Genomic DNA, 14,590 nt, shown 5'->3' with positions numbered 1-14,590 from the left:
TAAAAAACTGCTCTCGCAAGTCAGAAAATTCGTAGCACTGATACTTCCACGTCCACGCATTGTTCGCAAACCTGTATCCTCGCCGCCGCCGATGCAAGCTGCACCTTTGCCCAGCGACGAAGAAGAGAGGCTAGAAGCACTTCACCGCTACAACGTTCTCGACACAGAAGCCGAAGCAGCTTTTGATGACCTAACAGCTTTAGCATCTTATATTTGTGGCACTCCTATTGCTTTAGTAAGCTTAATAGATTCTAACCGACAGTGGTTTAAATCCAAAGTCGGTCTGGAAGCGCCAGAAACTCCGAGAGAGTTAGCTTTTTGCGCCCACGCTATTTTAAATCCCAACGAATTGCTAGTTGTACCCAATGCTCTAGATGACAATCGCTTTGTCGGCAATCCGCTAGTAACTTCCGATCCCAATATTCGGTTTTATGCTGGAGCCCCGCTAGTAACTCCTGACGGTTATCCGATCGGCACTTTGTGCGCGATAGATACAGTTCCTCGTAATCTCACCCCAGAACAGCTAGAAGCGCTGCGGACTTTAGGACGGCAAATTATTAACCAAATGGAGTTGCGAATCAATCTGACTAAATTAAAGCGCGCACAGATCAAGAACAAACAAGTAGAAGAAAAACTGCGTTCTACCGACGAGCAAATTGTCAATTTTTTAGAAGGAATGAGCGATGCTTTTTTTGCTTTCGACACCCAGTGGCGATTTACTTACATCAATTACAAAGCATCGCAATTTTTGAAGCGATCGCAGGAAGAACTTTATGGTAAAAATTTTTGGGAAGAGTTTCCCGAATTCAGAAATTCTGATTTTTATAAAGAGTATCATGAAGCTGTAGCCAAACAAATTGGAGTGGCTTTTGAAAAATATTATCGTCCCTTAAAAGTGTGGTTGGAAGTCCGGGTTTTTCCTTCTCACGACGGCATTTCTGTGTTTTTTCATGACATAACTAAGCGCAGGCAGATGGAATCTGCACTCAGGAAAGAACAGAAAAAAACTGAAAGTTTACTGCTAAATATTTTGCCAGAACCGATCGCCGACAGGTTGAAGTACAAACCGGGAGTGATTGCAGACAAGTTTGAAAAAGCAACAATTCTTTTTGCTGACTTGGTGAATTTTACCCAGATTTCTACCACCATGTCCGCAACTAAATTAGTGTACTTGCTGAATGAAATTTTCTCGGTTTTTGACCAACTGAGTGAGAAGCACGGCTTAGAAAAAATCAAGACGATCGGGGATGCTTACATGGTAGCAGCGGGTATTCCCATTGAACGTCCAGACCACGCAGAGGCGATCGCCGAAATGGGGCTGGATATGCTAGCAGCAATTAAGGAATTAAATGTGAAGCTAGACGCCAAATTTGACCTCCGCATCGGGATTAATAGCGGCCCGGTGGTAGCGGGGGTAATCGGAACTAAAAAATTCATTTACGATTTGTGGGGAAATGCCGTGAATACAGCCAGCCGCATGGAATCTCACGGCATAACAGGTCGCATTCAAGTCAGCCACTATACTTATGAGCTGCTGCAGGATAAATATGAATTTGAAGATCGTGGGGAGATCGAGATTAAAGGTAAAGGGCCAATGCAGACTTATTTGCTGAGTGGGAGAAAAACAGTAAGCGATCTCAAAATTGCAGAGTAAATAAAGCTAAGAGTTGAAAGTACCTGATTGTTGAGGAAATGCCGGAGGCTGCGATCGATTGCCTCGAAGGCGCGATCGTCCTGTGGCAGAACGGCTGCTCTAGATCAACCAAATAAGATTATGCTATAGACAGAGATATCGGAGCAATCCTAGGCGCGGTACTCGACGTTATAAAAATACTAAGTTGAAGTCGTCGGAGCCTTTAATAATGGTTCAATTTCATATTCAAACCGATAGCGATATTCCAGCATCCACCCAACTATTCAATCAAATCAGGTTTGCGATCGCCTCGCGACAATTTCCGCCCGGACACCGCTTGCCCAGCACCAGACAGCTAGCCATGCAGACGGGTTTGCACCGCAACACCATCAGCAAAGTATACCGCCAGCTCGAAAATACCGGACTCGTAGAAGCCCAAGCAGGATCGGGCATTTACGTCCGCGCCCAAGGCAACGAAGTTGTAGGCAACAAACTCAAATCTCCGATCCTCGAAGAATATCCCCTTGCCAACAAAATAGTGCAAGGAAGTATCGATCAACTGCTGGAACAGGGCTGTACGCTCAACCAAGCGAGGGAATTATTTTTGGCCGAAATTGACTGGCGGCTCAGGTGCAGCGCCCGAGTGGTCGTCACAGCCCCCACCGAAGACATCGGCGTGGGTGAACTAATGGCGAAAGAACTCGAACAAGCTCTCCGCATTCCTATACAGTTAGTGCCGATGGAACAGCTAGGTACTTTTTTGGATCAAATCTCTTCGGGAACTGTGATCACGAGTCGGTATTTTATCGGAGAAGCAGAATCGATTTCGGCACCACGTTCGGTGCGAGTTATTCCCGTAGACATCTACGACTACAGCCAGGAAATTCAGTTAGTCGGGGGTTTGCCGAAAGACAGTTATTTGGGTCTCGTTAGCCTGAGTCCGGGAATGCTACGATCGACCGAAGTCATCATCCACAGCATCCGGGGAGAGGATTTGCTGGTGATGACGGCCTTGGTGTCAGACGAGTACAAGATTAACTCGATCGTGCGATCGGCCAGAACAATTTTTTGCGACCAACCGAGTTTTGCTACAGTAAAAGCTGCCATCAATGCGGCTAGAGAAGATATTATTCGTCCCCCGCAACTGATATGCTCCGAAAATTACATCGGCTCTAAGTCGATTAATTTGCTCAAGCGCGAGTTGGGCTTGGGATGACGAGGGAAGAAGGAAGAAGGAAGAGGGAAGAAGGAAGAAGGAAGAAAAACAATTCAACTTTTTTAAGTTACCAATCCCAATCCCAATGCCAAAGGCCTTAATCCCAATGCCCAATGCCCAATGCCCAATGCCCAATGCCCAATTACCAATTACCAATTATCCATGACAATTGAAATCCAACCTTCAATTAATGTTAAAACGGCGATCGAAAGCCGGCGGGCCGCGCGCAGCTTCCAACCAGATCAGATTCCCCCAGCAATATTGGCAGAGATTTTGCGATTGGGAGTGCGATCGCCCTCTGGTTACAACTTGCAGCCTTGGCGGTTTATCGTACTTCAAGACCCAGCCAGCAAAGAAAAATTAAAAGCTTGCGCCTTTGATCAGCGCCAAGTGGTAGAAGCCCCAGTAGTATTAATCTGTTGTGGCGATCGGCGCGCAGGCAGGCCCGAAAACACCGAAGCCGTCATCGAATTGGGCAAAACCACAGGGGCAATGAATGACAATTTAGCCGGTTATATGCGACAAGCAATCCCGCAATTGTTCGAGAACCGTCCCTGCTTCGACTCCCTAGAAGCTTGGACAAACAGACATACAATGCTCGCAGTAGCTCACTTAATGATTGCAGCTAAAAGTTTTGGGGTAGACAGTTGTCCAATGGAAGGTTTTGTCAGCGCTAAGGTGAAAGAAGCCTTTCAAATTCCCGAAGAAGTAGATGTTTGCTGTTTGCTGCCACTTGGTTATGCAGCAGCACCTTTCAAACAATATGGCGGGCGTTTTGACGTGACTCAAGTTTATTACAGCGAAAGTTATGGACAGGCTTTGCAAGCTGAGATTTGAGAGTTAAGATTTTGTTGCAAATTGAATTTTAAGAGTTAAGATTTGGAATGAATCGGTGCAAAAGTTCAAACTAATCAAAAATCCCGACAATTCTGCAATCTAAAATCTAAAATTCAAAATCTAAAATCGAAAGTGGTGAGATTAGACAGAGGAGAAAATATGACAGTAGCAACGCGACAAAGCAACGCACAAATTCTCGAAGTAAAGTTGCAGCAGCACTTGCAAGCAGCCGGATTTAAAAAATTACCGCTTTATATTAGTTGCGATTTTCGAGATGAATCTTTAACGGTTGTGGGAGAACACCCGCGCAGTTTAGTTCTCAAAGCAAAACCGACTTTTGCGGTGCTAGAAGCAGCAATTCTCGAAATAGAACCAGAATCTATTCAACAGATTGGACTTTGCCTAAAAATTACCGGGCAAAAACAGCCTTATGCTTTCCATTCTTTTACCATGCACAACCCTGTTTTGTCAAGACCAAAAACAGTGCAGTTGTTCAAAAAAACAGAGCATCCCCCCGCAGAAGAAACCGGGATAGTCTTAACAGAAAATGTAGCCCAGACGGCGGATGTAGAGGAGGAGATACCGTTAGAAACGGATGAGAAAGATGCGTGGGATGAAGAATATTTCCCCAATTTTTCTGAGAGTTCCAGCAATTCCGATCCGATCGCCTTTAGGGTAGCTGCAATCCCGGCAGATATTGGAGACAATCCCTTCAATCCGCTGGATATGGAAGCGGTAACAGTTGCCCAAAAACCCAAGCGTTCACCGTTTGCGATGCTGGCTGCAGCAGGAATCATCAGTGTCGCCGCGCTAGTTTTGGCAGGCGGTTATTATATGCTGAGCCGCCCCTGCGTCATCGGAGAATGTAGTGCTTTAGCTAAGGCCAAACAGTTGAGCGAGAATTCGACGAAGACACTGAAAACGTCAAAAGTTGCCAACAGCCCCCAAGAAGCGCAACGACAGTTAAAACAGGCGATCGTCCTTTTGGAACCGATTCCCTCCTGGTCAATTCATCGCGGTGAAGCTCAAAGCGCTCTGGAAAGCTACCGTTCGCAAAATCAGAATTTAAACTCTGCGATCGATGGAGCGCGCCTCGCACAGTCAGCAGCTCAGAAAACCCAAAATCCGCCTTATTCTGCCGAGAACGGGCAGGAAGCACAAGCTCTGTGGCAAAGTGCGATCGCCGAACTCGGAGAAATCCCCACAGACAGTCCAGTTTATCCGTTTGCTCAGAAAAAAAAGCAGGAATACCGGAAGAATTTAGCAACTGGAAATCGGCAATTAAGCACAGAGAAAAAAGCCGAAAAAACGCTGCTCGATGCCAAAAGTATAGCCCAAATAGCAGAAGCTCGCGAAGCCGTAGCTCAGACAGCCGAGACTTGGGCTCAAGTGCAATCAGGTTGGGAAGAATCCCTCGACATCCTATCAGAAATTCCCACGGGCACGACATCTTACCAACAAGCTAAACTGTTAGTTCCCAAATACGAAACCAAACTTTCAGAAGCTCGCGAGCGCAAAAATGTCGAAGGAATTTCGGAAAATGCGTATACTCAAGCTGTGACTTTAGCAGCGGAAGCTCAAATTTTTGAGGGCAAAAACGCCTGGTTTAAAGCATCAGAATCCTGGCGAAGAGCTTTGAGTTACGCCGAGCAAGTGCCTGCGGCAACTGCCTATTCTCAGAAAGCCCAACCGCTGATGGCTTCTTACAAAGCTTCATTGCAGCAAGCAGAAGTAAGGTTGCAGGAAGAAAGGAATCTGCAAAAAGCCCGCACGGATTTAGATAGAACTTGCAAAGGCAACCCCAAGATTTGCGACTATACTGTTAGCAAAGATTTGATTGCGGTGCAGATGACTCCAGGTTACGTGCAGAAATTGCAACAAACTTTCATTCAAGCAAACAACAACAATGCTGTGAAGTCTCGCCAAGCTGTAGAAAACCACGTTCAAACGTTGCAAAAAGCTTTGGAGGCGATCGCCGAAAACGCCAAAATCCCGATGCAGGTGTACGATGGCGAAGGCAAGCGGATTGGGAGTCACGAACCAAAGTAGTTGTAGCTGTAGGGTGCGTGAGGGCGAAAAATCTGTCAGAGCGATCGGCATATTTACACTCACGCATCGCCAGCAATTTCACCTGCGGTCAATCCAGCTTGAAAAACTTGTTTAGCCGTCAAATTCAACTCAGGAAAAGTGGGCGACTCTATTGTCTCATCTCCCCGAAATAGACTAACTTCATACTCACCATCAACCAACTGATAAACCGATATCGTTGGTTGCTTGGGATTGCCAATAAACCTGCGGCCGCCCAAACCAAGATAATCCACAATCCAATATTCAGGAATCCCGATTAGTTCGTATTCGCCTACTTTTTTGATGTAGTCATCTTGCCAATTCGTGCTAACTACTTCAATAACCAGCGGAATTGATGCCCCTTGAGTCACAGTGGAGAAATTTTCCCACAGAGGTTCTGATGCTAAATTTGGGCGATTTAAGATTAGAATATCGGGGGAATAAGCTGATTCGCTTTCTGATGGCTTAACTAATGCTTGTTTTGGGATTAGGTACGGAAGGTTTAGCCTGACAAATTCAAGAGTTAATTCCGAGGCTAAGAAACCGATAACTTCTTCATGTTTTCCCGGTGGCTGGGCTATTTCAATAATCCCTCCGTTGTGCAGTTCGTAACGTCGGTTTTCTGGTTTCCATTCGACAAATTCTTCAAAGGTTACTGGTGGATTGGGAGTTGGAATCATGGCTATTCTCCTTAGTGATGGCTAGGGCGGAATCTTCGGGCCACCCCACAATAAAACTCACTCTTTGTGAAACAGGCATCTTGCCTGTTCATAAAAATAGTGCAAAATGTAAGTTCCTACCTACATTATATTACCAATTATCAATGCCCAATGCCCAATGCCCAATTACCAATTACCAATTACCAATTCCCAATTCCCAATTACCAATTAACAATTACCATTTTATTAATTGTGCATCTTGATTGAAAAACTTCCGCGACAATCCCTCAGTCAACAGCAGAGTTGCAATTACAGTTGCCAGCGCTAACACAAACATAATCAAAATCTGGTAAGATGCTGCATCGAGAGGACTGACACCGCTCAGCATTTGACCTGTCATCATTCCTGGTAAAGTTACGATTCCTACCACCGTCATTGTATTTAAGAGCGGGATTAATCCAGCTTTAATCGCGTCTTTGCGGTACTGTTTTACTGCTTGCTGCGGTGTAGATCCTAAACTTAAATGGGTTTCTATTTCTAACTGGCTGCTATTAACTGTACTCACAAGTCTTTCGCCGGCGATCGCCCCGGAGTTCATGGCATTGCCCAAAATCATACCCGCTAAAGGAATCAGGTATTGCGGTTCGTACCAAGGGTCAGGTTGCAAAATTAGCAAGTTTGTATAGGCGAGAGTCAAGGCCGTACTGATAAAAATTGAACCCCAAACTAAGGGCAGTAAGTTCTTGATTTTTTTGCTGATGCGGTTGCTGGCCACCATGCTAGCTGTTGTCAGCATGATTGCTAAAACTGCTAAAACCAGCCAAGGATTTTTCCCCTCCGGGTCAAAGATGACTGCGAGCACGTACCCGACTAAGATTAGCTGGATCAGGGTGCGCCCCGCCGCGATCGCGATCGCCCCCTCCAATCCCAATCCCTGCCACGCCGAAAGCCCGATCGCGATCGCCACCATCCCCAAAGCCCAACCCAAATCTGTAAAATCTAGCAGAATTAACACCGGCCCACCCTTTCGATAATGTGATTGTTTGCCTGTCCAAATATAAGATATTGCAATAAAGGTTTCTGGAAAACAGTTTTGCTGCAAGAATTTGCTTTGATAATGGTTGAAATTTATGGTGTGAAGAGTGAATAATGTTCCCCCCCTCGACTTAACCCGCCAATACGCCCAGATTGGCGACGAGATAACCGCTGCGGTGCAAAAAGTGCTAGCCTCTGGCGGCTACGTAGGCGGCCCGGCCGTGAAGAGTTTTGAACGAGAGTTCGCCGACTACATCGGCGTTTCCGAGTGCGTTGGCTGCAACTCCGGCACCGATGCCCTGATTTTGGCGTTGCGAGCTCTCAAAATTGGCCCCGGCGATGAAGTGATTACCACTCCTTTTACCTTTTTTGCTTCGGCTGAGACAATTAGCGCCGTCGGTGCGACTCCAGTATTTGTCGATATTGACAGCGAGACTTTTAATCTGGATGTCGAACTCCTCGAAGCGGCAATTACCGACAAAACCAAGGCAATTATGCCCGTCCACATCTTCGGCCAACCGATAGACATGACTCGGTTGATGGAAATTGCGACTCGGCACAATTTAGCCGTAATTGAAGATTGCGCCCAATCTGTCGGGGCCCAGTGGCAGTCTCGAAAAGTCGGCAGCATTGGTCATATTGGCTGCTTCAGTTTTTATCCGACCAAAAACTTAGGCGCTTGCGGTGACGGTGGGGCGGTGACGACAAATGATCCAGCCCTCGCAGCTTCGATGCGAGTGCTCAAAGAACACGGACAGTCTTCTAGATATTTCTACGAAGAAATCGGGTACAACAGCCGTTTAGATGCCCTGCAAGCGGTGATTCTCAGCATTAAATTGCGGTATCTCGACAGTTGGAACGCCCAGCGGCAGGAGAAAGCGGCACTTTACAGCGAATTTCTCTCCCGCGTGCCCGGAGTTGCCGTCCCCAAAGAATTGCCGGAAGCAAAAGGAGTTTGGAATCAATACACGATCAGGCTGACAAGTCCAGAAGACGCGCAAAATCCCTCTAGCAATTTCCGGGACTTGGTGCGGGCTCAGTTGCAGGAAGCTGGCATCGGTTCGATGGTTTACTATCCGTTACCTTTGCACCTGCAACCTGTTTACAAATCTTTGGGCTATGTTGTCGGTCAATTGCCACAGGCTGAGCAAGTTTGTCGCGAAGTCTTGTCTTTGCCGATGTTCCCGGAACTGTCGAGGGATCAACAAGAGCGGACGATTTATGGTCTGAAAGATTGCTTGGCAAAGGCCGATCGCATCCGGTAGCTTTGGTGCGATGGCATCAGCGAGGGAAATGCAGGAGGAGAAAAGAATTGCAGGGTTGCATTGCTGTGAGAATGTGCAGGGTTCAGGGAGAGCTGTTAAGTATTTTGACCGATCACTTGTACTTTTATGTACTATATTTAATGAAAAGAAACAAATTTAGGCTAGCAATCCGCCTCGAACGGGTGCATTTTCCGCTCGCCTAAACCTTGCAGTGCGATCGGTCAATGATGAAGAAGGAAGAAGGAAGAGGGAAGAGGGAAGAACGAAGAACGAAGAACGAAGAATAAATAATAAATAATATTTGAACTTTCGACTTCCAATCCCCGATGCCCGATGCCTGATGCCTAATGCCCGATGCCCGATGGCCGATGCCCAATTCTCAATTTAACCTGTAATTTTCAGAAGATAAGAGGAAAATAAACGAGTGCCTCAGTATCAATTCACTCAGGCTAGACGCTACGATCCACAAGCGATCGCTCAGTATTACCGCAAACGTCCTTGGAAAGCAATTTGGCGCGCAATTACCGTTATTTGGTCTTTTGCGGGCTTTGTTCTGGGGATGCTGTGGGACAGTTGGCAGCACGAAGTCGCAGCACACCAGCCGGAACGGGCCACCCACCTGCGACAAATACTCACTCGCTTGGGCCCCACTTTCATTAAAGTCGGCCAAGCCCTTTCTACCAGACCGGATTTGATCCGCAAAGACTTTCTCGAAGAATTGATCAAACTTCAGGATCAATTGCCGCCCTTTGACTCCGTGCGCGCTTTCGAGATTATTGAAGCGGAACTCGATCGCAAAATTAGCGAAACCTATAGCGAAATCTCTCCCGAACCTGTCGCTGCGGCAAGTCTCGGTCAAGTCTACCGAGCTCGCCTCCTCACCGGGGAAGCAGTAGCAGTCAAGGTTCAGCGACCGAATTTGCTGCCAGTCTTGAGCCTGGATCTTTATTTAATGCGCTGGGCCGCTGGATGGTTGGGCCCCTTGTTGCCGCTGAATCTCGGTCACGACCTTTGTTTGATCGTCGATGAATTCGGTATCAAATTGTTCGAGGAAATTGATTATATCAATGAAGGCCGCAACGCCGAGAAATTTGCGACAAATTTTGCCGACGACCCGACAGTAAAAGTTCCGAGCATTTACTGGCGTTATACTTCAAATTGCGTTCTGACTCTTGAATGGATTGACGGCATCAAGCTGACAGATATGGAAAGTGTTAAAGCCGCAGGTTTGGATACCGATAGTTTAATTGAAGTCGGAGTCCGCAGCGGTTTGCGGCAGTTGCTGGAACACGGATTTTTTCACGCTGACCCCCATCCGGGAAATCTGTTTGCCTTAGCGGACGGCCGCATGGCTTACATTGATTTTGGGATGATGGATCAGATGGAAGAAACAACTAAAGAAACTTTGGTTGATTCTGTCGTTCATTTGATCAACAAAGATTACTTACAATTAGCGAAGGATTTTGTCAAACTTGGCTTTTTGACTCCAGATACAGATATTATGCCGATCGTCCCGGCGTTGGAATCTGTACTGGGTGATATCGTCGGCGAAAAGGTGTCAGATTTTAACTTCAAAACGATTACAGACCAGTTTTCGGAGTTGATGTACGATTATCCTTTCCGGGTGCCGGCGAAATTTGCCTTAATTATTCGCTCTCTGGTGACAGAAGAAGGCTTAGCCCTGACGCTGAATCCCGATTTCAAGATAGTCGAGGTGGCGTATCCTTATGTAGCGCGGCGTTTGTTGAACGGAGAATCTCCGGCACTGCGGCGGCGTCTGATTGAGGTATTATTCAAAGATGGCAAATTCCAGTGGAACAGGTTAGAGGACATGATCGCGATCGCCCGATCGGATCGCAGTTTCGACTTGCTCCCCACAGCACAACTAGGCTTGCAATTTTTGCTGTCAGAGGAAGGGTCGTTTTTGAGACGCCAGCTAATGTTAGCTTTGATTGAGGACGATCGAATCCACACCGAAGAAGTTCGCAGCCTGTGGAACTTAGTCAAGGAAGATTTGCAGCCCGGTCGCCTGTTCAACGTTGCTCTAGGCGCTTTGACGGACTTTTCCACAGCAGGAGCAGCCGCGCTAACTCGATTTTAATTAGAAGGAAGAAGGAAGTTCGGCAACGGATTCTGTAACGGATGTAACGGATGTAACGGATGTCAGGAAGAAGGAAGAGGGAAGAAGGCAGAAGGCAGAAGGAAGAAAAATAATTCTACTCTTGCCCATTCCCAATTCCCAATTCCCAATTCCCAATTCCCCATTCCCCATTCCCAATTCCCCATTCCCCATTCCCAAATTCCAATTACCAAAATTAAGGAATTATTCGTGTATTATTTTCCAGAACCTCCCTATTTTTTAATGTCGGCTGGATTACTAGCAGGTATGGCCTCCGGCGTAGCATTTGAAGCAACTCTCAAACAATCCGTACAACAGTGGTCTAAAAATCGTTCTACTCGCACTTTGGCTAACCTGCCAAGGCTGCAATTGGTCATACCTTTTCTGGGAATGGCGGGCGGTATTTGCGTATTTTTAGCTTCTGGGATGGAGATTTTTGGCTTCCCAAAACTACTTTCTTATGCCCTAGCTTTGCCGCTGACGGTACTCACGGGCTGGCTAGTTTGGACTCAGCTAGGTAAGCTTTTGATCGAGTTAGAACGCGGAGGTTCCCAAGCGCTGGATCTGGATTCTTTTGAACAATGAAAGTTAACTATCAACCTCTTTTGTTGTGAAAAGCGAAGGGGTTGATAGTTCTCTAAGATCATCCTATTTGATACTTTTTGAACCGCAGAGAACGCAGAGAACGCAGAGGAAGAGAAAAAAGATGATGATGACAACTTAGGAAATAACTTGTGTAAAAAGTTTTAAATCTAAAATCTAAAATCTAAAATCGAATGAGTATTTTAATTGTTACGGGTGCGGCGGGATTTATTGGTTCTAACTTAGTAGAAACTCTTTTAAATCGAGGGGAGACGGTGATCGGTGTTGATGAGTTCAACGATTATTACGATCCGGGTCTCAAGCGCAAGAATATTGCACGATTTGAAAAGTATCCGGGTTTTGAATTGGTGGAAGGGGATATTTTGTCTCTAAATTGGCGAGGTCTTTTATCAGATGTTAAGGTAATATTTCATCAGGCGGCGCAAGCAGGAGTTCGTGCTAGCTGGGGCGACGGTTTTCGCAGCTATACCGAACGAAATATTAACAGCACTCAAGTATTGTTAGAAGCGGCAAAAGATGCGCCCAGATTGCAAAAGTTTGTCTATGCTTCTTCTTCTTCAATTTACGGAAATGCTGAAGCTTTCCCGACGAGTGAAAATGCTTGTCCGCAGCCGGTTTCTCCCTACGGAATTACGAAATTAGCCGGTGAACGTTTGTGCGGGCTTTATTACAAAAATTTTGGCCTTCCGACTACTTCGCTGCGCTATTTTACTGTTTACGGGCCGAGACAGCGCCCCGATATGGCTTTTCACAAGTTTTTTAAGTCGATTTTGTTTGACGAGGCGATTTCTATTTTCGGGGACGGATTGCAAACGCGGGATTTTACGTTTATCAGCGATTGTGTTGCTGCGAATTTAGCGGCGGCTGAGGTTCCAGAAGCTGCGGGAGAAGTTTTTAATATTGGTGGGGGAAGTCGGGTAGTTTTAAAAGAAGTTATTGATACAATAGAGAGAATTGTCGATCGACCTATTCGGATAGATTTTACTGAAGCTGCGAGGGGAGACGCGCGGCACACTAGCGCGGATGTGTCTAAAGCCAAGAAAATCTTAGGTTATCAGCCGCAGGTTGCTTTAGAAGAAGGTTTAAGGCGCGAATGGGAGTGGATTCAGTCTTTGTACAGTTAGAGTACAGTTAGATGCTATCTATCCCTGAAATTCCGCAACTTAAATTGAACATTATTAACTTTTTGAATTCCCCAACTTTTGAGATTTCTCTGCAAGCGAAATGCTGCAATCCTACCATTATTTTTTATTATAAAAAATCGCACTTTTTGTGATTAGTAATGGCTTCGATAATTTTATTCAAAACTTTTTTAGAATCCGTCATTGTACTGAGCCAATAACTGCCTGAATGTTGCCGATGATAATAACTTAAATTACTCACCGCATACAAGCTGCCGCCACTTTTTAACCACAAATAATTGAAAGCGGCGACATCGGAAGCTTGCACGCAAATATCTTGATGCTCCTCGGCACAATCAAGGTATTTATGTACATTGACGAAGTAGTTGCCGTCATTAATAAAATTGCGAAATAATTTAGGATTGGGATTACTTAGAATTAATTCTCGTGCTTTTTCAATATTAATTTCTATGTCCGAGAATAATTTAAAATTAAAGTAGGGATTGGCAGATGTCGGACAATAAATTAGCTTAGGATTCCATGCAGTTATGTGGTAGATTCTATCGACATAAGTTTCGCTCAAGGCATTGTCAGAGTCAAGAATAATTGCCCAGTCATTTTTGCAGTGGGAAATAGCCCTAATTTTGCTTTTATACGCACCAAAATTTTGCTCACCTCTGCGGATAGAAATCTTAGGTGACAAGTTTGCTATATTTGCTTGCATCCTAGAAAACTCTTCCGGGGAGGAAGCATCATCGTAAATAATAATATCATCAATCCGATCGTCATACAAAGCATTGCACAATGCACCTACAACCAAACTAGAACGGTTAAAATGGGTAATAGCTAGAGATATTTTACTTCTGTTAGCCACAGACGGGCGCCGAATTGAAATTAAGCGAACGCCTAGAGGGCTTGTCCGCAAGTCCATCAGAATTTTGTAATACTGTTGATAAACTTTATTTCCGAGTTGTAAACTGCTAATTTTTCGGGCAGCTTTTCGCAAAATATTCATTTCTGTATTTGCCAATCTATACCTAAAGTTGATATTTTTTTGCCTGACAAAGGTTTTGGCATTTCTGTATCCGCGCACTAGCCAACTTGGGGATTTGAGTTTGGGGCATTTTTCCGGCGACTTCAAATAACGGTAATGCAGAAATACATCTCGGTAGGGAATCTCCACATCTTCACCAGCGCACAATTGATTAATTTTGGTAGCCGAAATACTCATGTAGTGCAAGTAAGTCAACCGTCGTCCTTTATCATATAGAACATAATCTCTCACATCAAATTCAGAAGACCAATGATTCCCCGTCACCTGTTCGGGTTGAGCATATGCAAAGTTGTAAAAAGAGATTTTGCTGCGGGCGACTAAATAGTTAAGTAAAGATTGGTCAGCGCCCCGCACAGACATAATTTCCGCTTCTCCTGATGTTAATTTATCTATAAATTGAGAGCAATTATTTCGATTGAAAACCCCGGCTTTTGACGCAAACCAACCCGCACAAAAAGTATGAGATTGCAGTTTGTCAATATTTAAAATTTGAGGTAATTTTGGGGAGGACAAATCAAATATATAATTGAGGTCGGATTTGTATTGAAAATCGTTTGCTACCCAATCAAAATCATCAAGCTTTTGATAAATATAATCTAGAGAACCCATTAACAGAGTGTCTGCGTCAAAATAGATAAATTTATCAAAAGGGCCGTCGAAACAACATAATTTTCGGTGCATTTCCAAACATTGAACAGGTTTCAAACCTTGAGATTGCCAAACTTTTTGAGCTTTTGCATGAGTTTTCCAAACTTGAGTCGCAAAGTCTTCCCAGAAAATGATTGAATCGGTATTTTCAAACAGGGTGACATGAGGACGAGTTGCAATTTCTACTTGCACTTTTTTCAGTCGATTATCATAGGGAATGATACAAACAGGAATGTTTTTTGCCCCGTTGACTTCGAGACTGTTTAATAAAGCGACTAAGTGGTCGAACACAACATCGTTTGCTAGAATATAAATGCCATCAGTCATAGTTTT

Annotated in this window: 12 protein-coding genes; 8 read left to right on the top strand and 4 right to left on the bottom strand. The window is 45.1% G+C overall.

Annotation, left to right across the window (positions count from 1 at the left end; translation table 11 throughout):
- The first annotated feature begins 91 nt into the window (after nucleotides 1-91).
- From QUB37_RS18760 to QUB37_RS18745, 4 genes are all read left to right on the top strand, one after another.
- A complete protein-coding gene (locus tag QUB37_RS18760) occupies nucleotides 92-1,654 on the top strand; it encodes an adenylate/guanylate cyclase domain-containing protein (RefSeq protein ID WP_445300037.1) in 1,563 nt (520 codons plus the stop codon).
- Between the two features lie 208 nt (nucleotides 1,655-1,862).
- Nucleotides 1,863-2,849 (top strand): GntR family transcriptional regulator, encoded by a 987-nt coding sequence (locus QUB37_RS18755; protein ID WP_172185941.1) that lies wholly within the window; start codon nucleotides 1,863-1,865, stop codon nucleotides 2,847-2,849.
- A 162-nt stretch (nucleotides 2,850-3,011) separates the two neighbouring features.
- Nucleotides 3,012-3,686, top strand: a complete 675-nt coding sequence (locus tag QUB37_RS18750) for a nitroreductase family protein (RefSeq protein ID WP_333164784.1) — start codon at nucleotides 3,012-3,014, stop codon at nucleotides 3,684-3,686.
- 159 nt (nucleotides 3,687-3,845) lie between these two features.
- Nucleotides 3,846-5,735 (top strand): hypothetical protein, encoded by a 1,890-nt coding sequence (locus QUB37_RS18745; RefSeq protein WP_333164782.1) that lies wholly within the window; start codon nucleotides 3,846-3,848, stop codon nucleotides 5,733-5,735.
- Nucleotides 5,736-5,794: 59 nt separating this feature from the next.
- On the opposite strand, the gene QUB37_RS18740 is transcribed toward QUB37_RS18745, so the two are convergent.
- Entirely contained in the window at nucleotides 5,795-6,433 is a 639-nt protein-coding gene (locus QUB37_RS18740) for a Uma2 family endonuclease (protein WP_333164779.1), read from the bottom strand.
- A gap of 214 nt (nucleotides 6,434-6,647) precedes the next feature.
- The gene (locus tag QUB37_RS18735; RefSeq protein ID WP_333164777.1) at nucleotides 6,648-7,427 is read right to left on the bottom strand and encodes an ABC transporter permease; all 780 of its coding nucleotides are present in this window, start codon (nucleotides 7,425-7,427) and stop codon (nucleotides 6,648-6,650) included.
- 127 nt (nucleotides 7,428-7,554) lie between these two features.
- On the opposite strand from QUB37_RS18735, the gene QUB37_RS18730 reads away from it, so the two are divergent.
- Entirely contained in the window at nucleotides 7,555-8,712 is a 1,158-nt protein-coding gene (locus QUB37_RS18730; protein WP_333164775.1) for a DegT/DnrJ/EryC1/StrS family aminotransferase, read from the top strand.
- Nucleotides 8,713-9,136: 424 nt separating this feature from the next.
- Complete coding sequence (locus tag QUB37_RS18725) at nucleotides 9,137-10,813, top strand: AarF/ABC1/UbiB kinase family protein (RefSeq protein ID WP_333164773.1); 1,677 nt, start codon at nucleotides 9,137-9,139, stop codon at nucleotides 10,811-10,813.
- Here the strand turns inward: QUB37_RS18725 and QUB37_RS18720 are convergent, their stop codons facing one another.
- Entirely contained in the window at nucleotides 10,814-11,005 is a 192-nt protein-coding gene (locus QUB37_RS18720) for a hypothetical protein (RefSeq protein ID WP_333164771.1), read from the bottom strand.
- A gap of 36 nt (nucleotides 11,006-11,041) precedes the next feature.
- Between QUB37_RS18720 and QUB37_RS18715 the strand changes: the two genes are divergently transcribed.
- Nucleotides 11,042-11,416, top strand: coding sequence for a hypothetical protein (locus tag QUB37_RS18715; RefSeq protein ID WP_333041041.1), 375 nt, complete (start codon nucleotides 11,042-11,044; stop codon nucleotides 11,414-11,416).
- 191 nt (nucleotides 11,417-11,607) lie between these two features.
- Nucleotides 11,608-12,558: an NAD-dependent epimerase/dehydratase family protein gene (locus QUB37_RS18710; protein WP_333164769.1), complete on the top strand. Its 951-nt coding sequence runs from the start codon at nucleotides 11,608-11,610 to the stop codon at nucleotides 12,556-12,558.
- 127 nt (nucleotides 12,559-12,685) lie between these two features.
- Here QUB37_RS18710 and QUB37_RS18705 read toward each other — a convergent pair whose 3' ends face one another.
- Nucleotides 12,686-14,584 carry an Npun_R2821/Npun_R2822 family protein gene (locus QUB37_RS18705; RefSeq protein WP_333164766.1) on the bottom strand — a complete coding sequence of 633 codons (1,899 nt, stop codon included), beginning with the start codon at nucleotides 14,582-14,584 and terminating at the stop codon, nucleotides 12,686-12,688.
- Nucleotides 14,585-14,590: the final 6 nt, after the last annotated feature.

Origin of the sequence: Microcoleus sp. AT3-A2 (assembly GCF_036705685.1) — a bacterium.
Taxonomy (GTDB): Bacteria; Cyanobacteriota; Cyanobacteriia; order Cyanobacteriales; family Microcoleaceae; genus Microcoleus.
The sequence above is the reverse complement of the archived record's forward strand: the minus strand, read 5'-3'. Positions and strand labels throughout refer to the sequence as shown.